The sequence below is a fragment of the Anabaena sp. FACHB-595 genome (assembly GCF_048568275.1).
Classification (GTDB): domain Bacteria; phylum Cyanobacteriota; class Cyanobacteriia; order Cyanobacteriales; family Nostocaceae; genus Trichormus.
Genome location: NZ_CP183473.1, coordinates 5,955,973 through 5,978,979 on the forward strand (window position 1 = coordinate 5,955,973; position 23,007 = coordinate 5,978,979).

Below are 23,007 nucleotides of genomic sequence, written 5' to 3' on the forward strand. Positions count from 1 at the left end.
TTTGGTACTTTTCCTCACAAGTTCCTCAACTTTCTGGTTTATAAAAGCTTTGAAGGAGATGAACAGCAGTAAATAAACTCTATCAACTCCTAGCACAGCAAAGTTGTAAAAATAGAAAATAGCCGCTATTGATCCTATGAGTAACTACTTGTTCCATGATGAAAATACCCTAGCAGAAAAAGCAGAGGAACTAGGGAAAAAGGCCGTCAAGTTGGGAATTATATCCTCGTTTATTGTTCATCACTACCCAGATAGCCAAGAGTTTTGCCTTCCTGAAGAAGACAACTCAAATATTCTGACAGCGCCAGAAGCTTATATGAAATTTAAAAAATTAGTTGACTCTGCCTTATCTCAGGTATGAATCAGCTTGCCTAATCTTTCACTATCCAACTCCCATTATTAAGCGATCGCACAACTCCAAATTAGGCGATCGCTTTTTGTTGGGAATTGGTTATAACTACTTGTTATACCAAGCTTTACGCCATTGTTCCATTTGCTGAATCTCCCCTTTTTGCGCTTCGATAATTGCTTGAGCTAACTTCTTAATTTCTGAGTACTGGGATTTTTGTAAAGCATCTTGTGCCATCACCACCGCACCTTCATGATGGGGAATCATAGCGTTAATAAAACGTAAATCAAATTCGGCATCTGTTGTACCTAAATCCATGCTCATCATCATGGCTTGCTTTTGCTGAGGTGACATCGCCATCATGTGACCCATTTTGGCATCATAAGCCATTGGCTGATCCCCAGCTTTGGGATACCAAGTTGTTCGCCATTGCTTCATTTGAGCAATTTCTTGGTTTTGGTCTTTGATAATATCAGTTCCTAGTTGCTTGATTTCCGTTCGTTTGGACTTCTCTTGTGCTTCCTTCGCCATGTCCACTGCTCCTTGATGGTGCATAATCATGGCATCAATGAATCGTAAATCATAGTTAGCATCTGCTGGGCCTAAATCCATGTCCATGCTGTGATCATGATGCTGCTTGTTATTAGCATCAGTTACATTGGCTTTGGTGGCTTCATTTTGGGGTTGAGACGTTGTAGAACAAGCGCTCAACAATCCACCGCTTAGGGATGTCATCACTACAAAGCTAAACGCCAAAAAGCTATTTTTTACATACAGGCGTTGCATTTAATATCATCTCCAAGAGATTTTCCTAGCCTATTGTGAACTCTCTAGTTGGATGGAGAGTCAACCCCTCATACTAATTGGTAATGGGAAAAACTAATTACCCATTACCCATTACCCATTACCCATTACCCATTACTCATTACAGCTTGTACAGTGGCAAAAACAGGAACTTGAGCTTCCTGTGTCACCATTGCCATTGCTGTTTCTGGTTGTAAATCAAACTCGTACCATTCATTGCGCCATTGCAGCTTAAATTTCAAGCGTTTCCAAGTTGGCGGGAGATTAGGACAAGCCATCGGGCCAAATTGAGTCATTCTCACACCCCCGAACCCTAAAACAACAGCTTGCCAAACTCCTCCTGCGCTGGCGGCGTGGATTCCCTCGGCGGCGTTGAGTCTGACATCTTCTAAATCTACTAACGCAGCTCTTAAAAAATGAGTGTAGGCTTCTGTAGGGTTATTAAGATCGCAAGCTAAGACGGCATGAATTGCTGGGCCTAGTGAAGAACCATAAGTATGGTCGGTGCGTTGGGTGTAATAGTCCCAGTTAACCTTGAGGGTGTTATAGTCATAAGCCTGACGTAGCAAGTAAAGTAGCATCAACACATCAGGCTGCTTGAGTATTTGCTTTTGACTAGTGGCTTCAATCCCTAACAAACCTTGCAAAGATTTTGTGCGGGGTTCGTAATCAGCTAGGTTGACATCTTCTAATTGAAAAAAGCCTTCAAATTGTTCGATTAAACCTGTAGTTAAATCTTCATTGACAAAGATACGTTCTTGAATTTCTGCCCAACAGTGTAGACGTTCTGTAGTTAGGTTAAGTTGTTCTACTAGTTGCGCGGCTTTTTCGGGATAAACGTGTTTGAACCAATCCCACAGGGCTAAAGCTGATTGTAAGTGCCACTGTACCATGAGGTTGGTAAAGGCGTTATTATTGACGCGATCGTGGTTTTCATCGGGGCCAATTACATCGAGAATGTCGTAGCTGTGGCGTTGTTCGTTCCACTGGACGCGACTTTCCCAAAACACGGCTGTATCGAGAATTATTTCTGCACCATAGTCGTGCATCCATTCATCATCGTTGGTAGTTTGCCAGTAGTGCCAAACTGCATAAGCCACATCGGCTGTAATGTGTACTTCAAGATCACCGCACCAAATTCTAATTAATTCACCATTAGCACCAGGAACCCACCGAGGGGTAACTTCATCACCTGTGGTAGCACTTTCCCAAGCGAACATTGCTCCTTGATAACCAGCTTCTTGGGCTTTGCGTCTTGCGCCTGGTAAGGTGTGGTAGCGGTAGGTGAGTAAGTTTCGCGCTAAATCTGGTTGGGTGAATGTGAGGAAGGGGAGGATAAATATTTCGGTGTCCCAAAAAATGTGTCCGCTATAGGCAAAGCCAGACAGAGTTTTAGGGGCTATACTTACATGATCGTCGTGGCGTGGTGCTACGGATAGTAACTGAAAAAGATTGTAACGGACACTGAGTTGGGCTTGGCGATCGCCTTCAATAATAATGTCGCTATTTTGCCAAACTTGCTCCCAAGCGGCAATATGGGCAGCTAATAGGGTTGTGTATCTGGGTTCATCAGCTAATCTTTCTAGTGCGGCGGCAATTGGAGTTTCTGTTTCTCTGGAAGTAAACACAGTCACAATTTTTTCCACAATGACTGTTTTTCCTGGGTTACATTCAAAAGTAGTCTCCAAAGTTGGAATACCGGCATTTTTGACAGAAACAACCGCAGTCTCATCACCATCTATGATTAACTTGGCACTCATCCCCAAGCCAACACCAGAATGCAGGGTTTGACTTTGTAACCAAAGAATCTGGTCTACGCCTCCTTGGTTTAAAGTCTGCCAATGGGGAACGCCTTGGGTTTTTGGTTCCGCATCAAATCGCGCTGTCACGGTAATTTCACCTGTAAAATCTACAGATGTGATTTGACAACGAATCGCCAATACGTGTTGATCTGCCAAACTAGCAAAACGCTCAAAGTGTAAGTCTAAGGTATGGCCTTGGGGAGAACGCCACCGCACATCACGACTAAGTAAACCCAAGCGCAAGTCCAACCGACGCTCGTAATGGAGAACTTCCCCCGAATTCATGCTAAATCGTTCACCTGCCACCTCCACTACCAACGGCAGCCAGTGAGGACAATTTACCAATTCTGTGTGGGAAATTTGCGTATCGTCATAAATGCCATGAATCATTGTGGCGGGAAAATCTTCTTGATATCCTTCCTCCAAACTTCCCCTGGTTCCTAGATAACCATTGCTGAGAGTGAAAACAGTTTCTTTATGGTGTAGTTGTGTAGGGTTAAATTCTGTCTCAATCACATTCCATTCATGGGAATCTAGCAATGGCTCAAGGGAATTTTCCACCGATATATCTACGTCGTCAAGCATGAGTTAGAAAACCTAAAATTTGCAGATGGCTGTTGTCAAGATGAAACATAATCGATAGGATTCATAGATAACAAAATCCTGGCTTTCACTGTTGATACGTTGATGCAGTTTCATCAGCGAACCTTGACGCTCTCTATAACAGGAACGTTCCCTATTTCATCTCTCTATAGTTAGGTTTTATTAATAGCTCATATCGGAGAATTAATCCGGCATGGCTGAATAATTGATACATTTTTTTATTAAAAATGTAAAAGTTTCTAAATTTAGAAAATTGATTTTCTTACTTAGCTGACATATTCACAATGACCCACTGACTTATGAAACTCCTAATTGACAAAATTAGTTCAGAAATTGGCACAATCTTGATTGTTTCTGATGGAAAAAGCTTGTGCGCTCTGGATTTTGAGGATTATCAGCCAAGAATGTTAAAACTTCTGCAAAAGCGTTATGGTAGCTGTGACTTTCAAGAGGTGGAGAACCCACAGGGATTTAGTAGTCTGATTCAAGCTTATCTCCAAGGCGATCGCCATAGCCTCAAAAATTTGCCGATAGAGACTGGCGGAACTCCTTTTCAGCAGCAAGTTTGGCTTGCTCTACAAACAATTCCTTGGGGGACTACTATTTCATACGGTGAACTAGCTGCAAAAATTAATAAGCCGACTGCTTATCGTGCTGTCGGCTTGGCAAATTCATTTAATCCAATTGCAATAGTTCTTCCCTGTCATCGAGTGATTGGTGCAAATAATTTACTCACTGGATACGCAGGTGGACTAGAGCGTAAGCGTTGGTTGCTTCATCATGAAGGGGTGGTGGAATCGATTCAAAATTCACTCATACCCTACGGGTTCGCGTAGCGTTCTCGTTCGCGTTAGCGTCTCCGACAGGAGAAGGAGAAGAGTAGGCTGCGCCAGCAAAATTAGGCAATTCTGATTCAACCTTGATTCATTCTTTGTGATGGCGGTAAAACTACTTTCTTCGCCAAACCTAAAGTCTGCAACAGTTTAATACTCCACCAAGTGACATCAACTTCCCACCACTGGAACCCAGCTTTGGCTACGTTGGGGTAAGTGTGATGGTTGTTGTGCCAACCTTCGCCATAGGTTACTATAGATACCCACCACAAATTACGTGCATTATCATCAGCGTTAAAGGTACGATAGCCCCACATATGGGTGGCAGAGTTGACAAACCAAGTAGAGTGCCATAGCAATACTGCTCTGAGAACTACACCATAGATGACGAAAGACCATCCTCCGATAGCGTAAAGCATTAATCCAAAAGGAATTTGCAACAGGAGAAAATAACGATCTAACCAACGATAGAATGGTTGTCTTGCTAAATCAGGCGCATACTTTTGATAGATTTCATAGTCGAAAAATTCGGAGCGAGGATATAAAATCCACAACATATGGCTCCACCAAAATCCACGCTGGGAAGAGTATGGATCTAGATAGACATCTTCGGTGTGAGCATGATGCTGGCGATGTCCTCCAATCCAAAAAATTGGCCCTCCCTGCATAGCCAATGCACCGATAGTGGCGATCGCATATTCCAGCCATTTGGGTACTTGAAAACTCTTGTGACTAAGTAATCTGTGGTACCCAAGGCAAATACCAATACTGCCAAACAACCAGTGGAGAAACAACAGCAAACCCAATGCTGACCAGGAAAAAAACCAAGGAGCCAACAAAGCTAGAGCGTGAATTGTGGTAAAAAATGCCACGTTTGTCCAACTGAGGCGCAATGACTTCTTCCCCTCAGGGGCGATTGCCAGATGTTTTACGGTCATAACAATTCCTAATTAATGGATCAGGTAGCGATTTGCTCTTGTACCTGGTGCATCATACCAATTCAAAATACCCCACGGGAAGCAAACTACAAAATTAAGCAGCAACAGATTTAATCAGGGTTTCTGAGTTTTTTCTCTGGTGCTGGATTTTGTAGCATCGGTATGACCCATATAGACTCATGCGTTACAGTAAACTAGAGCAAGTATCACTTACATTTGATATGCTAGCACCTCTTTTTATTTTTGTGCAAGTGGCACTTGCATTTTGTTTATGGTTTCTCCACCCCTTTCAACTCGCCAACGCTTGATACAAGCTGCACTAGAGTTATTTACGGCTCAGGGAGTTAGTGGTACTACTACCCGCCAAATTGCCGAAAAAGCAGCAGTGAATGAAGTGACTTTGTTCCGCAATTTTGGTAATAAACATGGGTTGCTGTTGGCTGTGTTAGAAGAATCGGCAGCTTTTACAAATTTAGGTGAGTCTCTAGTACAACGGGCAACTCCTCCGGGAGACGTGTACCAAGCATTAAAGGACTATGCAAGTGACAGCTTGCACGCTTTGGAGAGAGTACCAGAATTAGTCAGGTCTGTAGTAGGTGAAGCAGACCAATTCCCGGCGGAAAATCGCCGTGCTTTAGGACGGGGATTAACTGAGGCTAACCGTTATGTGGCTCAATATCTGGCCACTGTCATTCAACAGGGAGACTTCAACACTTATCTACCCGCAGAAAAATTGGCAAGTTTACTCAATGGAATGATCTTAGGCTATGCGGTGATCGAATTTACCAGCGAATTTCATCAATTATGGGAAAGTCGGGATGATTTTCTGGAAAATTTGGTGGAATTATTTCTGCATGGGGCGATGACAGCAACAACCCATATAGAAAGAAAGGTGATTCCTAAAGAAGTAGCCGATTTACCGCCTGCATTAGTTCACGAAATTCTCCGACAGGCGAGAAAGTCGGGAGTACAAGATTATGCAATAGCATACGTTTTATTCGCGGCTGGCTTATCCGCCACAGAAATAGTTAATTTACAACGCAATCACCAAATCTATGACTCTCACGGGCATTTTCTACAAATTACTATCCCCGGAGTTGTCCGCCAAGTTCCTGTTAATCAGTGGATTTTGGGTAAACGCTATGGTTCCTACATGGATAATCCATTAACTAAATGGCTGAAAAGTCGTAAAGATAATTATGCTGCCATGTTTATTAATACGGTAGGTGAGCCAATAACTGAATCCGAGGTTTTGGAATATTGGCAAGCATGGACTCAAGCATTATTAACCCCCCAAGGACAAATACCAGAAATCGACCAAGCACAGCATACCTGGCGTGTAGAAATGTTAATGCGAGGAATGAGCTTAGAAAATTTAAGCATTATTACAGCTTGCGATCGCACTCAGTTACAACCTTACGCTCACAGAGCTAAGGAAAAAGCTGCTCTTGAGCAAGCAACTCGTTTAGATCAAAAACCATGCTAGAGGATGGGGAGAAGTAATTTTTGTTACTTTGTTAATAGTGATCGCCTGTTGGGGTCTATCTCGATGTAGTTGTTGAAGAGGAGTCTGGACTGAGAAACTGGGTAAAAACTACTGCTGGCTAGACAAAAGTCATCCCTGATTTGGGAATTTTTCATGATTGGCTAATTTAATATTGTGCATCTTCTTATTCAGAAAATTCACAATATTTTATGTGAATATGAAACGTTGACAAACTAGAACGTAAATTCACAAAAATTTATAGTCGATCAACACTGAATATCTCAAAGTAAAAACCATAGACTAAAAAAGTGAGCTAAAGGATAGAAGTCTCATGAGAGGAAAAGTCAGCAAAGTATTAAATCAGTCTGGGGTAATTCCTTATAGAGAAAGAAATGGAAAAATCGAAATATTATTGATTACAACGCGCGATCGCCAAAGTTGGGTAATTCCCAAAGGTGGGATCGTTAATGGAATGACTCCCCCTGATTCGGCCGCTAAAGAAGCCTGGGAAGAAGCTGGAGTCATCGGGCAAGTAGATGTTAATGAGCTAGGTACTTATAAATATCGTAAACGAGGCAAGGTTTACCAAGTTAAAATGTATTTATTACCAGTTGAAATGGTAAGTAATAATTATCCAGAAGCTAATAAAAGATATCGACGTTGGCTAGATGCCAATCAAGCTATTAAACTCATTAAAAAAGATTCCCTCAAACGGATTTTAAAAGGATTTCTCCAAACAAAATCTCATACTTGCGCCTCATCTCTAGAATTAAGTCAACAGTCAATCTGATTAACTTTAAATATTTAACAGTCTATCCTTGGATCATCACCCGTCTTGGGAGTAGAATTTATAGCGATAGAAACAACCCAACTATCACAAGAATCTACAGTAAAATCCTTGGACTGGGAACCACCCACGCCACCCACGGATTTAGTTTTTGATGACGGAGAACCCTTGGAAAGTAACCGCCACCGCATAGCAAGTGAAAACGAAGTAGCAGATTAGGAAAACAAGCATCTTGCATCAAAACGCCCGGAAGATTAGTAACAACTTTATTCTGTTGACTATTGTTGTTATATTTCAGGATTTTGCTAATTGCTGCCTGAATATCCTGGGGATCAGGATTATCTTCTAAAGATAAGGTTAAATTTTTCATTTTTAACTTAAATTATTAAAACTAAATGTGGCTAAAATAGGGCGAGATTGCAGCCTCAGAGGTATACTACTAACTCCTTAGTCTTTAAGTAACCTATAGGTTTGTTACCATTACTTTGGTTTTTCTGGTGCTTGCATCAGAGCAACACTTCTGTAAATCCTGCGACTATCTAGGGATAGTTGCCAAGTAAAGGATTATACATTAGGGAAAAAGAAAATACTTCTGTCTGAATTAAGTTTGTAGCATTTGTAATATTTTTATGACCTCTCGGATTCGTTTTTTGATGTGTCCCCCTGACCACTACGATGTGGACTATGTGATTAACCCCTGGATGGAAGGGAATATTCACAAGTCATCACGCGATCGCGCTGTGGAACAGTGGCAGGGACTATACCAAATTCTTAAAGAACACGCCATTGTAGATTTGGTGACACCCCAAAAGGGTTGGCCTGATCTAGTTTTTACCGCTAATGCTGGCTTGGTGTTGGGTGATAACGTTGTCCTGAGTCGCTTTTTACACAAAGAGCGTCAGGGAGAAGAACCATACTTCAAAGAATGGTTTGAAGGCAATGGTTACACAGTTTATGAACTACCTAAAGACTTACCCTTTGAAGGTGCTGGTGATGCACTGCTAGACAGAGAAGGGCGTTGGCTGTGGGCTGGCTATGGTTTCCGTTCAGAATTAGATTCTCACCCATATTTAGCTAAATGGCTGGATATTGAAGTACTATCCCTGCGATTGATAGATGAGCGTTTCTATCATTTAGATACCTGTTTCTGCCCACTAGCTAACGGCTATTTGCTCTACTATCCAGGTGCGTTTGATTCCTACTCCAATCGCTTAATTGAGATGCGAGTTGCACCGGAAAAACGGATCGCCATTGCTGAAGCCGATGCTGTGAACTTTGCTTGTAACACGGTGAACGTGGAAAGCATCGTCATTATGAACAAAGCCAGCGATGCTTTAAAGCAGAGTTTGACAGGTGTTGGTTTCCAAGTTCTAGAAACGCCACTCACCGAATTTCTCAAAGCTGGTGGTGCGGCGAAATGTCTCACCTTGCGGGTGACAGAACCAGTCAGAGACGAAGTTCATGCCAATGTTTATGTTGAAAGTCGCATTATTCGCATCGAAGGGCATTTACTTGATTCTGGCTTGATTAACCGCGCCTTGGATATGATTGTCGATACCGGCGGTAGCTTCCAAGTGCTGAATTTCAACTTAGGAGAACAACGCCAAAGCACATCCGCCGCCGAGGTGAAGGTATCAGCACCTTCTCACGAGGTGATGGAAGAAATCATTTCCCTGTTGATTGATTTGGGTGCAGTAGACTTGCCCCAAGATGAACGCGATGCCAAACTTGAGCCTGTGATTCAAGACGGTGTAGCCCCTGATGATTTCTATGTGAGTACCATTTATCCCACGGAAGTCAGAATTAATGGGCAGTGGATCAAAGTAGAAAATCAGCGTATGGATGGGGCGATCGCTATCACCCAAACCCCCAATGGTCTATTAGCACAGTGTAAAATATTACGTGACCTCAAAGCTGGTGAACAGGTAATTGTCGATGTGTTGGGTATCCGCACCATCCGCAAAACCGAATCACGGGAACAACGCAACACCCAAGAATTCAGCTTTATGTCTGGTGGCGTTTCCAGCGAACGGCGGGTGGAGTTGGTGGTTGAGCAAGTCGCTTGGGAATTGCGGAAAATTCGGGACGCTGGCGGTAAAGTAGTCGTCACAGCTGGGCCTGTGGTGATTCATACTGGTGGCGGTGAACACCTCTCAAGATTGATTCGGGAAGGCTACGTACAAGCTCTACTTGGTGGGAATGCGATCGCCGTCCACGACATCGAACAAAATATGATGGGTACATCCTTGGGTGTAGATATGAAACGGGGTGTCGCCGTCCGTGGTGGACATCGCCATCACCTCAAGGTAATTAACACTATCCGCCGTCATGGCAGTATAGCCAAAGGTGTGGAATCAGGGATCATTCGTAGCGGTGTGATGTATGAATGCGTCCGCAATCAAATTCCCTTTGTCCTAGCTGGTTCCATTCGGGATGACGGCCCCTTACCCGATACCCAAATGGACTTAATTAAGGCGCAGGAGGAATACGCCAAACACCTGGAAGGCGCGGAAATGATTTTGATGCTGTCATCAATGCTGCACTCCATTGGTGTGGGGAATATGACCCCAGCAGGCGTGAAAATGGTCTGTGTAGATATTAACCCGGCCGTTGTGACAAAATTGAGCGATCGCGGTTCTATCGAATCAGTGGGCGTAGTCACGGATGTAGGATTATTCCTCAGTCTGCTAACCCAGCAGTTAGATAAGTTGACAAGCCCCTACGTTTCTAAGGTAGGTTAGTCAACGGACTACACTAGACGCACAGAAAGGAAATGGTAAGAGTAGCTTTAAAAAAAGAGTTGCAAATTAACTGGGTTAGTTTCATCGCTGACTTTATGCTGGTGGGAATGGTGTTTGGCCCCCCAGTAGCTCCCTTTCTGGCTGCGTCTGGAGTCTGGTTACTTGGGGGTATTGCGGACATTATTTATTTCATGGGTAATCATGTGTGTCCGCAACCAGATATGGGCTTAGATGTAGCACCCCCATTTATCATGGCTGTTTGTATGCGCTGTTATGGCACTGTCACCGGGTTATTAGTTACTCGGCTGTTATACGCTGCGACTGCTGGTAAAGGATTTTACTGGCTCAGTCAATATGGTTGGAATGGTGCGGCTTTAGCCAGTGTATTAATGATGGCTTATCCTCTAGAATTAGCAGCCCAAATTTTCGACTTATGGGATTTTAATAATTACTTAGTTACACCCTTTGGATTAATTACAGGTTTGGCATGGGGGCTATTTGCAATGCCAATTTTACACGGTTGGCAGCGTGATTAAAGCAACAATTTCACCTCATGAAAACCGACTCTATTTTTTATGAATTAATAGAGACAATAATTTTCTATAAGTTTCCCCAAAAAAGCCGACAGGAAATAGCAGAAATGTTTGGATTAAGCGAATTGAAACAAACAAGAGTCTATCAAGAAATTAAAGAAGAAGCTTTGTTAGAAGCAGTACCCCGACTGTTGGCTTTGGGATTAACGTTGAAACAAGTTGCTGAAGCTTTAGATTTATCGTTTGAGCAGGTGCAGCAAGCACAAACTCAGCCAACTCAAGAGAGTAGGGAAGAATAAAACCTCTGTCGCTTCCCTCTTGATTTGTCATTTCAGTCGCAACTATTACAGGCTTCTAAACCACTCAGTAATACCCTCAGCCAAAACTTTAGCTAACTTCTTCTGTTCCTGGGGATTTATCGCCTCCTCAAAGTCGTCAGGGTTACTCATAAAACCTAACTCTAATAATACTGATGGTGAAGAATGGGGACGTGTGAGTGCTAAATTTTGCCAATACAAACCATAAGAAGGTCTACCCAAATCATCAACTAAGCGGTTGTGTAGTAAAGTAGCCAAGCTATGGGCTTGAGGATGATACCAATAGCTACTTACACCTCTGGTATTTTCCGCATCGCCATCATCTGGGAGGGAGCGATAGTGAAATGTAAGAGCGATCGCAGGTGATTCTTGCTCTATAATTTTCTGACGTTCTGCGAGGGATATGTCTCTATCATCTTCCCTAATCATCACTACATCTGCACCTAGCTGCACTAGCTCATCCTGCAATAACTTTGTGACTTGCAAATTCAAGTCTTTTGCTAAATAACCAGTTGCGCCAGCTGCACCCAATTCTGTGCCACCATGTCCAGCGTTCAGGACAATTTTCAATCCAGATAAAGGCTTGTGTCGTCTGTGGGAAATTACAGATGAGTTAGCCCGATTCGGGTTTTTGTCTTGCGCCCAAGTGACGCTGGAAGTCGCCAGAGAATTTAAAACTATGAATCCTATCAGTAATGGTGTGAATTTCACTTCAAAAATATGCTATTTCCCACTACGAAACCACTCAGTTATCCCTTCAGCCAAAACTTTAGCTAACTTTTTCTGCTCTTGGGGATTTGTCACCCATTCAAATTCATGGGGATTGCTCATAAAACCTAACTCTAATAATAACGAGGGTGCGGCGGCTGGGCGTGTGAGGGCTAAGTTATTCCAAAACACACCGTAGGAAGGTCTACGGAGTTTATTCACGAGATAATTGTGCATGAACACGGCGAGGTTATGGGCTTGGGGATGGTACCAAAACATACCAATCCCCTTAGTGTTTTCCGCATCGCCAGCATCGGGGAGAGCGTTGTAATGGACGGAAAGAGCGATCGCTGGTTCTTCTCGATTGATAATTGCTTGACGCTCTGGTAGGGAGACATCCCGATCATCATTCCTAGTCATCACCACATTTGCCCCTAATTTGAGCAATTCATCACGCAATAACTTCGATACTGCCAGATTTACGTCCTTTTCTAAATATCCAGTCGGCCCAGTTGCGCCAGATTCTTTACCACCATGACCAGGATCGAGTAGAATCTTGATACCAGATAAGGGCTTTTGCCTATTCTGCCTGATAACAGGCGCATGGCGTAAAGCTAACACCAGGGTTGTACCGTCGTATCTCAGCTTATATCCCCACTGTTGAGCTTTTTTCAGGTTAAAGGTATATTTTACCTCTCCTGAAGCTATCTGCTGCCAATCTAGACGAGAAATTAAAGGGTCATCATCAAGGCGAATAATATCTGTTTGGGCAGTGGTGTTGTGGAGTGTCAGGGTGAAAGTTTTTTCTCCTTGCTGCACACTCACAGGTACAGGGGTTTGGAGAGGGAAAAGCATTTCTGTTGTACCTGGAAGTCTTCGATATCCAACACTACGTATAACTGTTTGTGGCGGAACACTTCCTGGAAGAATGCGGGTTTCCTGACTATTAATCCAAGCACCATAGTCTAGGCGAAACCATACACCTTCTTTACCTGTGACAGTGGCTCGTGTTCCCTTAGGCAGTGGCGTAAGTCGAGAAAAATCGGTACTAGGGCCAGTCCGGGCAACTCCTGCGTCTGCTACCACCTCAGCTACAGGTAACTGCGTGGGTGAGAGAATTTTAATTTTGCCAGCACCTGGTTGAGTTATCGTCTTACCATTAAGTGTCAGTTGGTATTGAGGTTGTCCCAAATCTGTTGCAACTGGTACTGTTGTGCAACCCTCATACTTACCTGGGATAGACTGGGTAGTGGGTTGATTTTGTCCAGTGAGCGCAGCCAAATTACTTGGTAGTATTGCTTGTTGTGGTTGAGGCAAAAGTACCACAGTATCATTAGCCAGTTTCACAGAGACACTGGCGTTAGGAGGTGCAATAGCGCTAAAACAAATGAGTTCTCCAGGTAGTCTGGCAATGTCGGCAGTTGGTGTGAGAGAACCTTTAGCAAAAGCTAAACCTTGTGGTAGCTCTGGTTGATTACTCAGCCTTGTCACCTTAATCTGAAGCTCTTGATTTTGGTGGCGTATTGTAAAGATATTCTCTCCTAACTGTAAGGGAAAACTTGGGGCAAAATGGCCAGACCGGCTGCGATTAATTGGCTTACCATTAACGAGAACTTGGCCGTTTGGTGGTGCTGTACCAATAAAAAAGATTTTTTCTGCACTAGTCTGGTGGTTTGTCGGCGGATAAACAACTTTGAGAGGTGAGGAAGCCAAAGCAACGGAGGAGGTGACAACGAAGCTTAATATTACTGGGATGAGAACTTTTTTCACAGCAGTATCACAGAAGTATTCACTATGTGACTGTGGCACAATGACGGGATGGATTTTGGAAGGTATCGTTAGCAGTTGATAAAAATTCAAACTACTATGACTAAGTTTATCTTTGTTACTGGAGGTGTTGTTTCCAGTATTGGCAAAGGCATTGTAGCAGCAAGTCTAGGCCGTTTACTCAAATCACGAGATTATTCGGTGTCGATTTTAAAACTCGACCCCTATATTAATATTGATCCGGGTACAATGAGTCCCTTTCAACACGGTGAAGTTTTCGTTACCCAAGATGGCGCAGAAACAGATTTAGACTTGGGACATTACGAACGCTTTACCGATACTTCAATGTCACGCCTCAATAGTGTTACCACTGGTTCAATTTACCAAGCGGTAATCATGCGTGAGCGTCGCGGTGACTACAATGGTGGCACAGTCCAGGTAATTCCCCATATTACCAATGAAATTAAAGAACGGATTTTGTCAGTTGCTAAAGAAACAAATCCCTCTGTAGTCATTACCGAAATTGGTGGGACGGTGGGTGATATTGAATCGCTACCATTTTTAGAAGCTATTCGCCAGCTACGCAAACAGGTGGGACGGCAAAATGTGTTGTATATGCACGTTACCCTCATGCCTTATATTGCTTCGGCGGGGGAGATGAAGACGAAGCCTACACAGCATTCTGTGAAGGAACTGAGATCTATTGGTATTCAACCAGATATTCTAGTATGTCGGAGCGATCGCCCCATACCTAGAGGATTAAAACAGAAATTGTCAGAATTCTGTGATGTTCCGGTAGAGTGCGTCATCACTTCTCAAGATGCCAGAAGTATTTATGAAGTCCCGTTAATTCTCGAAGGGGAAGGACTGGCAGAACAAACACTCAAGTTGTTACAAATGGAACAACGCCAACCAAACCTAGAGAAATGGCAAGCTATGGTGCAAGGATTATATAGTCCTAAACACACCGTAGAAATTGCCATTGTTGGTAAATATGTCAGCTTGGGTGATGCGTATTTATCAGTAGTAGAGGCGTTGCGTCACGCCGCCATTGCTACCCAGGGAGACTTACAATTGCGGTGGATAAATTCCGAAGATTTGGAAACCCAAGCACCAGAAACCTACCTTGCAGGTGTAGATGGCATCGTTGTACCAGGCGGCTTTGGCACGCGTGGGGTAGATGGCAAAATTGCCGCGATTAAATACGCACGCGATCGCCAGATTCCCTTCTTAGGTTTATGCTTAGGAATGCAATGTTCTGTTATTGAATGGGCGAGAAACGTTGGCGGGTTAGCTGGTGCTAATAGTGCGGAATTTGATTCAACCACCAAATATCCTGTAATTAACCTGTTACCAGAACAGCAAGATGTGGTGGATTTAGGTGGAACCATGCGCTTAGGTGTATATCCTTGCCATATTCTCCCCAATACTTTAGCCTCTAAGCTTTACCAAGCAGAAATCATTCAAGAACGCCATCGTCATCGCTATGAGTTCAACAATGACTATCGTCAACTGTTATTAGATTCTGGCTATGTCATTAGTGGCACATCTCCTGATGGCCGCCTAGTGGAAATTGTGGAATATCCACAACATCCATTTTTTATCTCTTGCCAGTTCCACCCAGAATTTCAATCGCGGCCTAACACGCCCCATCCTTTATTTACTGGCTTTGTCCAAGCTGCGATCGCTCAAAGTCATCCTACCGCTAATTTCCAGACACCAGTGAAAGTGTCCTAAAAATTTAATGGTCTGGGTATAGGATAATACGGTTTAGTTAAAGAATTTTTTGGTTAAGGTAGGGGAAGAGAAGAATTCTAAAAATAACTGTCTTTCTTCCCCTACCTCTCTTGCTTAACTGAACTGTATTAGGGTGTAGGGGTGTCAGGGTGCAGGGGCAAGACATTTGCCTAGACTATAGTGTAATTTATTACATATAAATCAATTGTAAAATTATTACACTAAAAGCTGATTAACCCTTTTCCCTATCCCCTACCAGAAAATAAAATTTTGGGATTTTCCCCAAAAATCCGAGTAAATTAACTTAGAACGTCAGCAGATTACATAACATACAAGGTAAGCATCATTCATGAATTTCGGACTTGAGGAGCTGTTGTGGCGTACTGGGTGAAACTCGTATATGAAAGGAAAGAATATGTAATCAATTTTGACCGTGTAAATGCTTTTTGTTATGAAAAGAACGGCAGGGTAACATTTTGGTTGCCTGACTGTGCCATTCCAATTATAATTAATCCCCAAACTGACTTAGAAGACTATCACAAAATCCTAGAATATCTAGAACAAGTGACTACCGTGGCAGTAGAAAATGCCCATTGGGTAAAAATCATTTATGAAAGAAATGAATATGTAATCAATCTCAATTGCATTAGTTCCTTTTGTCAAGAAACTAATGGCAGAATAACCTTTTGGCTACCAGATGGTACTATTCCCATTATTATTAACCCCGTCAGTAGCCCAGATTCTTATAAGAAAGTTTTGCAATACGTCCAAAAAACCACAGGACATTCTTTTTCTTAGTCGATAGTCAATAGTTTTGAATCACCCATTACCAATTACCAAACTTTTCCCAAGCTAATCTTGCTGCGCCTACCATTCCGGCTGAGTTACCTAACTCTGCTGGCAAGATTTGTAACCCTGCGCGAGATGTGGACATAACTCGCTTTTCGATTTCGGCTTTGAGAGTTGGTAAGAAAAATTCACAGCTGGCACTTACACCACCGCCAAGCACGATCGCCTGTGGTGTGAGAACATAAATTAAACTCGTTAAACCTATACCTAAATTTTGTCCGTATTCTTGCCAAAATTGTAAGGCTTCTGGATCTCCAGCTTGAGCTAGCATACCTAATTCCGCAGGTTCTTTACCAGTCAGGCGACGAATAGCTTTAATGGAAGTGTACTGCTCTAAAGAACCAGGGTTGCCGCTTTTACACATAGGGCCATCGGGTTGGAGTGTAATTAGTCCCAGTTCACCAGCTGCGCCACGATGTCCGACAAATAATTTGCCATCTAAAAAAATTGCGCCACCAACACCAGTCCCCAAAGTTAACATGATAAAGTTTTGGCAGTGGCGACCGGCTCCTAACCAAGCCTCAGCGATTCCCGCACAGTTGGCATCATTTTCAATTACTGTCGGCTTGTTAGTTTTCGCTTCTAACCAATCCGCCAAAGGTACATTTTCCCATTGCGGTAAGTTAATAGCAATTTGAGCAATGCGTCCTTGAGCATCAGCCGGGCCAGGAGTACCCACACCAATAGCTATAGTTTCATTATCTGGGTCAATTTGCGCGATCGCATCCACCATGACCAGAAAAACCGCTTCCGGGGTTGCTGGTTGGGGAGTCGCCACAGTCAAAGATTGTGAACAAGTCCCATCTTTGCTAAATCGCCCCAATTTAATTGCTGTTCCCCCCAAGTCAATGCCAATTACTTGAGAATTCCCCACATTCAATTCCTCACACCAAACCACCACAGCAGAAGTCATCAGCTTTGATGAAGCTGACGATAATTACCCATTTAGGGTATTTCACAAAAGCATATTAGCTTTTTGGGATTTCTGGGCCAAAAAATTCTAAGTTCTCAGTTTTTTTGCTTGTAACTCTTAAATTTGTTACCACACTGGCACTAAAACTAGATTTATCTTGCCAAGCCATGACTGGCGCACCTCTCAAAATTCCCGCCAGCGCCACAGAAAGCATAAATCCACCAGCAGCAGCAGCTATCAAAGAAATGTTATCTTTCACTTTAATCTCTCAGTAATTAATAAAAAAGTCCATAGTCCACAGTCCAAAATCTATTGACAACCGTCAACTGTCAACTGTCAACCATCAACTGTCTATTTCCGATTTTCTCCTCGTAATCGAGGATTGACAAATTCATTTAACCCCTCTCCTAGTAGTGATAACCCTACTACCATAAATGTCATTGCTAAACCGGGAAATAGTGTAGTCCACCAAATCCCAGTTGGTAATGCTTCTAGAGCTTGTTTTAAATCAAGTCCCCATTCTGGTACTTCTTCCGGTAATCCTAGCCCTAAAAAACCCAAACCGCCTAGTACCAAAATTGCATCGGCGGCGTTAAGGGTAAAAAGTACGGGTACGCTTTGAATGACGTTGAAAAACAGATATCGAGAAAGCACAATCCAAGTAGAAGCCCCCATTGCTTGAGCTGCTTCGATGAATACTTCAGTTTTGACGCTGACGGTGTGGTTACGCACAACGCGGTAGTATTGGGGAATGTATGCGATACTAATAGCGATCGCTGCATTTAAGATTCCTCTGCCTACTACAAACGCCAGTGTTACCGACAATAGCAGTCCTGGTAAGGTGTAGATACTGTCCATGAGAAACAGTAATGCCTTATCTAACCTACCGCCAAGGTAGCCACTCAGCATTCCCAATGGCACGCCAACTATCATACTCAGCGCCGTGGCTAAAATTACCACTTGCAACGCTGCTTGTGCGCCAAATAATGTCCGAGAGAAAACATCATGTCCTAAAAGAGTCGTGCCGAACCAATGTTTGGCTGATGGTGCTTCTTGAGGTGTGTTAGCCAGAAACTCTCTGGGGTTTTGTAGCCATCCCCAACTTTGGAATACAGGCGCGAAGAATGCCAAGAAGATGAAAAATAGAGTGATAGCTAACCCAACCAGCATTAATTTTTGGGAAAGGTTGGGCTTTTTGACAAAAGATCCCCATTTTGGCAGTATACGTTTAGTGATGGTCATGAGCGATCGCCTGCATAGCGCAAGATACGCTGACCATTTTACATATCAATGTGAAGATTGGGGATTAGTGTATATTTATATTGTACTCGAAGCTCTCATGAGGGCTGTCAATGAATAAAGTATTGGATGAAACCCTGTCCCTAAAAGTTGCTGAAAGCATCAAAAGCAAGGCCAATAAGCCCTTTGATAATGCTTATAAAGCTGCATTAGCAACACAAGGAGCCGCTTATGTCCAAGGATTTTTGGTCGCAGGTAAGCCATACAAACCTAAAGAACATGGTTGGATTGAGGTAGGGGATAGTGTTATTGACCCTACACTACCTCATCTGCATAAGAAGTCTGAAGAACTCTGGTATTTTGCTGCACAAAGTTTGAGTGTGAAAAAACTCAAAGCAGTTATAGAAGAGTCAAAGGAAGATTATCCCGAAGATGACCCATTACCCATCTATGGCGAAGCACCTTACGAATATTATGGTGATATCATGCTGGGTGGTCAGGAATATGTAGATGCTTATCAAGCCGCAGAGGCAAAATGTCAGGAATTGCAAGCAATCCAAGCTCAAAATAATTAAATTAAGGATGGGTAATGGGTAATAAATTAATTTTCAATGACCAATTACCAAACTTTAATTAGATTTACCATCACTACCAAAATATTCTCGATAGCTACAAATTTTGTCGCCACGTACATCAAAAGAAACTGCTACGCGATTTTTATAAGGTTTTCCTAATAATAGCCCTTCATCCCGAAACTCAAAGACTACTGTTGTTTCATTACTGGTGACATGGTCTAGGGATGATAGTTGTATTCCAGGATGAAAAGACTCAGAAACATACGTAAAAAATTCTTTGGCTCTTTCTTTCCCTACATTCAAGCCATGAAATTTCCCCATTGGAAACCAAAAGGTAAAATCTTCGGTTAGCATATCGAGAAATTTTTGCCATTCTCCCGTTGCTAGACCTTGAGTAAAAAATTCAAATCCTTGATGAGCGACTTTTAAAGTGTTCTCTGAGTTTTGTTCCATCATCATTAAGTGGATATACACTAAATAATTATCTATTGATGTCTCTTTCCCCAGATTATTAATAATTTGGTGATATCTGCACTAAAAGTAATCATTCTTAAGACAGAAGAAACTTGAAAATTTAATCTAAATATAGACAAATTAGTCAGCACAAATAAACATTTTTTTAGCATCTACTAACTTACAAACTGAGGACAATATATGACTATCAATCCTCCTCAAGGTGAAATAAAACAAGCTATTTTTAACTCGTCCATGTCGGAGAACAACCAAGAGTTTAATTGGAGACACTGTTGGTATCCGATTACTTTTTTGCAAGACTTCCCGAAAGAACTTCCCTACAGTTTTTCCTTGTATGATGAACCTTTCGTTTTATTTAGAAATCAAGATGGAAAGTTGGGTTGCTTACCTGATATTTGTCCTCACCGTGCGGCTAAACTCTCCGATGGGCAAATAATCGATGGTAAAATCGAGTGTTTATATCACGGTTGGCAGTTTGGTACTGATGGTCAATGTCTGCACATCCCTCAATTACCAAAAGAGGCGACAATTCCGAAAAATGCCTGTGTTCAATCTTTTGCAATTGTAGAACGTCAAGGTATTGTCTGGATGTGGGCGGGGGAAGCAGACGCAGCTGATGAAACCTTGATTCCCGCCATACCAGAGTTAGATAAGCCGGAATTTGTCACCACAGATTTTATGTGCAATATCCCTTATGACCAAAATACTTTGATTGAAAACGCAATTGATCCGGCTCATGTTCCTATTAGTCATAATGGTACGCTAGGTAATCGTGCAGAGGCTTTACCTTTAGAAATGGAAATAATAGCTAAATCTGTCCAGGGAATTTGTGGAAGATATCGCAATGTCAGCTCATCTCTTTCACCTTGGATAAATATTAATTTTGTCGCACCTAATCTGGTAATGCTTTACATACCAATTAATGAAGAGCGCGGATGGTATCGTGGAGCAGCTGCTTATTCTATACCCTTGGGAAAAAATCAATGTCGCGTTTTATTTAGAGCGTTCCAAAATTTTTCTCAATGGCGACTTAAATTAACTCCTCGCTGGTTAGAACATTGGTATCGGCAAAAAGTTTTACAGCAAGATATGCAGCAAGCAGCAGGACAACAAAAACATATTGAACGATTAATAAAAAGTCCCAGAGAACTATACTTACCACTTAAAACATCAGATTTATTTCCTGTGGAATACCGGAAGTGGCTAGATAAATACGGCTCTTCATTACCATTTTACCAAGGGTATACTACGTGTAAGACTAATTATGAGCAGAAGATTGTTTCACTATCCACCAACGATCGCTTCGAGAGCCATACTCAAATTTGTAGTTCTTGTGATCGCGCTTATCGAGTCACAAAACTAGTAAAACATATTTTGGTCAGTGTAGCGATCACTCTCGCAGCTTTCGCTATCCTCACAGATGACTCGTGGATTTCATCTGTGGCTGTGGTAACTTCCTTATTAGCAGTAATACTGGTGTTCATAGCTCAAAAAGTAAAAACTAAGTTTGAGCGTTCTGATACCCGTCATTAGTTTTTAAAACTTCACAACTACTTTGCCACAATTGTGACCACTTAACAGGTATTCCACTGCTGTAGGAATGGATTCTAAGCCGTTGAACTGCGTAGGGTCAACACTAACTTGGAGTTTGCCATTGTAAAAAAGATTTAACAGGCGATCGCCTGCTTCCGGGATATATTCTTGATAGTACGGTGTGAGAAAACCCCTGACTGAAGCTGCTTTCCACATCAGTTGATGATAAATGCGCGCTTGAGTCACTGGTTCTACATTTTTCCCGTATTCGGAAATGTGACCAATGCTGACTAAACGTCCGCGAATGGCTAAGTTATCAACGCAGGTATCAAAAACATCTTTACCTACACACTCAAAAATTAAGTTAATTCCTTTGGGGTATTCTTGTTTAAGGACTTGATCCAGGTTTTCTGTGCGATAGTTAATGATGCGATCGCATCCTAATGCTTTGAGTAACTTAGACTTCGCCTCAGAACTACAAGTACCAATCACATGATTCCCGGCTAACTTAGCCAACTGCACCGCAATATGACCAGTCCCCCCAGCCGCAGCAGTCACCAAAACCACTTCATTACTTGTCATCTCCCCCACTTGTTCCAACGCCACCAAAGCTGATACACCAGTAGGCATCAAAGTTAAAACTTCTGGCGTAGCTTCCCGCACCTTCACCGCTAAGTTTGCATCAATCACCTGATATTCTCGATAACCGCTACCACGGACTGTAGTGACAACCGCATCACCTATCTGAAAACCTGTAACATTTTCACCCACAGCCACAACCTTTCCCACCGCCTCCACCCCCAAATCAAAAGGAGGAATTATCTCAAAATAGGGAATATCACCACGACAAACTAAAGTATCAAAACCACCATTAATCCCCGCAAATTTATTTTCAATTAAAAGCTGACCAATACCAACTTGCGGAATAGGAACTTCCACAATTTCCGCAGCAGATTTAAAATCTTGACTAAGCCCCTTAGCGATTAACTTCCTGTAACTTTCTCTTTTCATCCCCAAAAAATGCCCAAATACACAAACAATGACAAATCCTCGGCGTACTTCTGCGCCAACCACCCTGCGGGTTCGCTCTTAGCGTTCTCGTAGAGTAGCCGAAGCGTCTATAGCGACACTCCGCGTTTAAAAACTTCCCATATCAACTCAATAAAGCCTTATCCCACTCCAACTGATGAGCTAAACCATACTTAATAAAATCCTCTTCCTTCGCCTTATCACTCTTCCCAAAAACACCCAAACTATAAGGATTATCCCGCATCCGTTCAGCAACTTGTTCCTGTTCAAATGCAATCACTTCCTCCCTAGACTTATCTGGTTTAAAAAAGTCCACAACCAAAACAGTCCTATCATAATTAGTGTAATTATGCGGACAATGAGGATAACTGTGATCTAAAACCAGAAATTCCCCTTCATGCCAATAAAGCTGTTCATAGCATATCTTCATCGCCACATCACCCTCTGGGACAATTAACCCTAAATAACCACGATTCATGTGAGGGTTATAGTTAACATGAAGCTTAATATCTAATCCTGGGTGAAATGTACCAAAATACGCGTTTCTGATAATATTATCCTCAAGAAGATTCGCATTTTCTATTACCTTAGCCAAATTAGGAAAATATTTATTTCTTAATTTCAATGATGTTTCTGAAGCTAATTCTGTCCCATAATCTGGATATTCTATTTGATGCAACTGTATATATTCTTCAATAAATAAACCTTGGAATAAAATTCCAAAAGCACTATATTTTGAACTACCTTTAGTTTTTATCGTTTTACTTTTAGGCCCTAAAACATCATAAGTGAATTGCAACTCCTCAGGAGATGCCTGTTTCATGAAAGTGGTAAACTCATCTCTAATCACTTGCCAATTATCTTGAAAAGGTTTAAGAAAAGAGAATTCTTGGGGATTTAGATGATATTCATTAAAACTTGTCATTGCTTTTTCTCCTAAAAATAATCAAAAACTGTTACATAGTTATGGGATTTGGTTAGTGTTCCGGT

The 23,007-nt window shown here is 42.2% G+C and carries 22 protein-coding genes and 1 pseudogene; 11 read left to right on the plus strand and 12 right to left on the minus strand.

Translation table 11 applies throughout. From position 1 onward, the window contains the following. Window positions 1–136: 136 nt before the first annotated feature. Window positions 137–361: a hypothetical protein gene (locus ACN222_RS24910; protein ID WP_010999113.1), complete on the plus strand. Its 225-nt coding sequence runs from the start codon at window positions 137–139 to the stop codon at window positions 359–361. A 96-nt stretch (window positions 362–457) separates the two neighbouring features. Here the strand turns inward: ACN222_RS24910 and ACN222_RS24915 are convergent, their stop codons facing one another. Beyond that, complete coding sequence (locus ACN222_RS24915) at window positions 458–1,135, minus strand: DUF305 domain-containing protein (protein WP_010999114.1); 678 nt, start codon at window positions 1,133–1,135, stop codon at window positions 458–460. 125 nt (window positions 1,136–1,260) lie between these two features. Further along, the gene (locus ACN222_RS24920) at window positions 1,261–3,540 is read right to left on the minus strand and encodes a glycoside hydrolase family 65 protein (protein WP_010999115.1); all 2,280 of its coding nucleotides are present in this window, start codon (window positions 3,538–3,540) and stop codon (window positions 1,261–1,263) included. A gap of 317 nt (window positions 3,541–3,857) precedes the next feature. On the opposite strand from ACN222_RS24920, the gene ACN222_RS24925 reads away from it, so the two are divergent. Next, window positions 3,858–4,394 (plus strand): methylated-DNA--[protein]-cysteine S-methyltransferase, encoded by a 537-nt coding sequence (locus tag ACN222_RS24925; RefSeq protein WP_010999116.1) that lies wholly within the window; start codon window positions 3,858–3,860, stop codon window positions 4,392–4,394. Between the two features lie 77 nt (window positions 4,395–4,471). Here the strand turns inward: ACN222_RS24925 and ACN222_RS24930 are convergent, their stop codons facing one another. Beyond that, window positions 4,472–5,329 (minus strand): acyl-CoA desaturase, encoded by an 858-nt coding sequence (locus ACN222_RS24930; RefSeq protein ID WP_010999117.1) that lies wholly within the window; start codon window positions 5,327–5,329, stop codon window positions 4,472–4,474. A gap of 271 nt (window positions 5,330–5,600) precedes the next feature. Between ACN222_RS24930 and ACN222_RS24935 the strand changes: the two genes are divergently transcribed. Both ACN222_RS24935 and ACN222_RS24940 read left to right on the plus strand, forming a co-directional pair. After that, window positions 5,601–6,815: a TetR/AcrR family transcriptional regulator gene (locus tag ACN222_RS24935; protein WP_044522434.1), complete on the plus strand. Its 1,215-nt coding sequence runs from the start codon at window positions 5,601–5,603 to the stop codon at window positions 6,813–6,815. Between the two features lie 331 nt (window positions 6,816–7,146). Then, window positions 7,147–7,605 carry an NUDIX hydrolase gene (locus tag ACN222_RS24940; protein ID WP_010999119.1) on the plus strand — a complete coding sequence of 153 codons (459 nt, stop codon included), beginning with the start codon at window positions 7,147–7,149 and terminating at the stop codon, window positions 7,603–7,605. Window positions 7,606–7,699: 94 nt separating this feature from the next. Here the strand turns inward: ACN222_RS24940 and ACN222_RS24945 are convergent, their stop codons facing one another. Further along, on the minus strand, window positions 7,700–7,972 hold the full coding sequence (locus ACN222_RS24945; RefSeq protein WP_010999120.1) for a hypothetical protein: 273 nt from the start codon (window positions 7,970–7,972) through the stop codon (window positions 7,700–7,702). A gap of 259 nt (window positions 7,973–8,231) precedes the next feature. Here ACN222_RS24945 and ACN222_RS24950 point away from each other — a divergent pair, with 259 nt between their 5' ends. From ACN222_RS24950 to ACN222_RS24960, 3 genes are read left to right on the plus strand one after another with little or no spacing between them, the layout of a single operon-like run. Further along, a complete protein-coding gene (locus tag ACN222_RS24950) occupies window positions 8,232–10,343 on the plus strand; it encodes a TIGR00300 family protein (RefSeq protein WP_010999121.1) in 2,112 nt (703 codons plus the stop codon). A 32-nt stretch (window positions 10,344–10,375) separates the two neighbouring features. After that, window positions 10,376–10,879 (plus strand): DUF2085 domain-containing protein, encoded by a 504-nt coding sequence (locus ACN222_RS24955; RefSeq protein WP_010999122.1) that lies wholly within the window; start codon window positions 10,376–10,378, stop codon window positions 10,877–10,879. Between the two features lie 17 nt (window positions 10,880–10,896). Beyond that, window positions 10,897–11,175 (plus strand): DUF2887 domain-containing protein, encoded by a 279-nt coding sequence (locus ACN222_RS24960; protein ID WP_010999123.1) that lies wholly within the window; start codon window positions 10,897–10,899, stop codon window positions 11,173–11,175. A 45-nt stretch (window positions 11,176–11,220) separates the two neighbouring features. On the opposite strand, the pseudogene ACN222_RS24965 reads toward ACN222_RS24960, so the two are convergent. Both ACN222_RS24965 and ACN222_RS24970 read right to left on the minus strand, forming a co-directional pair. Next, a pseudogene (locus tag ACN222_RS24965) lies at window positions 11,221–11,796 on the minus strand (N-acetylmuramoyl-L-alanine amidase family protein); the annotation flags it as partial. Window positions 11,797–11,916: 120 nt separating this feature from the next. Continuing rightward, window positions 11,917–13,671 carry an N-acetylmuramoyl-L-alanine amidase gene (locus tag ACN222_RS24970; RefSeq protein WP_044523344.1) on the minus strand — a complete coding sequence of 585 codons (1,755 nt, stop codon included), beginning with the start codon at window positions 13,669–13,671 and terminating at the stop codon, window positions 11,917–11,919. A 96-nt stretch (window positions 13,672–13,767) separates the two neighbouring features. On the opposite strand from ACN222_RS24970, the gene ACN222_RS24975 reads away from it, so the two are divergent. Beyond that, on the plus strand, window positions 13,768–15,405 hold the full coding sequence (locus ACN222_RS24975; RefSeq protein WP_010999126.1) for a CTP synthase: 1,638 nt from the start codon (window positions 13,768–13,770) through the stop codon (window positions 15,403–15,405). Between the two features lie 375 nt (window positions 15,406–15,780). Next, window positions 15,781–16,203, plus strand: coding sequence for a hypothetical protein (locus ACN222_RS24980; RefSeq protein WP_010999127.1), 423 nt, complete (start codon window positions 15,781–15,783; stop codon window positions 16,201–16,203). Window positions 16,204–16,231: 28 nt separating this feature from the next. Here the strand turns inward: ACN222_RS24980 and ACN222_RS24985 are convergent, their stop codons facing one another. From ACN222_RS24985 to ACN222_RS24995, 3 genes are all read right to left on the minus strand, one after another. Continuing rightward, window positions 16,232–17,167 carry an ROK family protein gene (locus ACN222_RS24985; RefSeq protein WP_010999128.1) on the minus strand — a complete coding sequence of 312 codons (936 nt, stop codon included), beginning with the start codon at window positions 17,165–17,167 and terminating at the stop codon, window positions 16,232–16,234. A 55-nt stretch (window positions 17,168–17,222) separates the two neighbouring features. After that, window positions 17,223–17,426, minus strand: coding sequence for a hypothetical protein (locus ACN222_RS24990; RefSeq protein ID WP_011319049.1), 204 nt, complete (start codon window positions 17,424–17,426; stop codon window positions 17,223–17,225). 92 nt (window positions 17,427–17,518) lie between these two features. Further along, complete coding sequence (locus ACN222_RS24995) at window positions 17,519–18,409, minus strand: ABC transporter permease (protein ID WP_044522439.1); 891 nt, start codon at window positions 18,407–18,409, stop codon at window positions 17,519–17,521. Window positions 18,410–18,519: 110 nt separating this feature from the next. Between ACN222_RS24995 and ACN222_RS25000 the strand changes: the two genes are divergently transcribed. Beyond that, complete coding sequence (locus tag ACN222_RS25000; RefSeq protein ID WP_010999131.1) at window positions 18,520–18,981, plus strand: hypothetical protein; 462 nt, start codon at window positions 18,520–18,522, stop codon at window positions 18,979–18,981. A gap of 54 nt (window positions 18,982–19,035) precedes the next feature. On the opposite strand, the gene ACN222_RS25005 is transcribed toward ACN222_RS25000, so the two are convergent. Beyond that, entirely contained in the window at window positions 19,036–19,434 is a 399-nt protein-coding gene (locus tag ACN222_RS25005; protein ID WP_044523348.1) for a nuclear transport factor 2 family protein, read from the minus strand. A 201-nt stretch (window positions 19,435–19,635) separates the two neighbouring features. On the opposite strand from ACN222_RS25005, the gene ACN222_RS25010 reads away from it, so the two are divergent. Next, window positions 19,636–20,988, plus strand: a complete 1,353-nt coding sequence (locus ACN222_RS25010) for a Rieske 2Fe-2S domain-containing protein (protein WP_010999133.1) — start codon at window positions 19,636–19,638, stop codon at window positions 20,986–20,988. 3 nt (window positions 20,989–20,991) lie between these two features. Here the strand turns inward: ACN222_RS25010 and ACN222_RS25015 are convergent, their stop codons facing one another. Beyond that, on the minus strand, window positions 20,992–21,999 hold the full coding sequence (locus ACN222_RS25015) for a quinone oxidoreductase family protein (RefSeq protein WP_044523351.1): 1,008 nt from the start codon (window positions 21,997–21,999) through the stop codon (window positions 20,992–20,994). A 142-nt stretch (window positions 22,000–22,141) separates the two neighbouring features. Beyond that, the gene (locus ACN222_RS25020) at window positions 22,142–22,942 is read right to left on the minus strand and encodes an aspartyl/asparaginyl beta-hydroxylase domain-containing protein (protein WP_010999135.1); all 801 of its coding nucleotides are present in this window, start codon (window positions 22,940–22,942) and stop codon (window positions 22,142–22,144) included. Window positions 22,943–23,007: the final 65 nt, after the last annotated feature.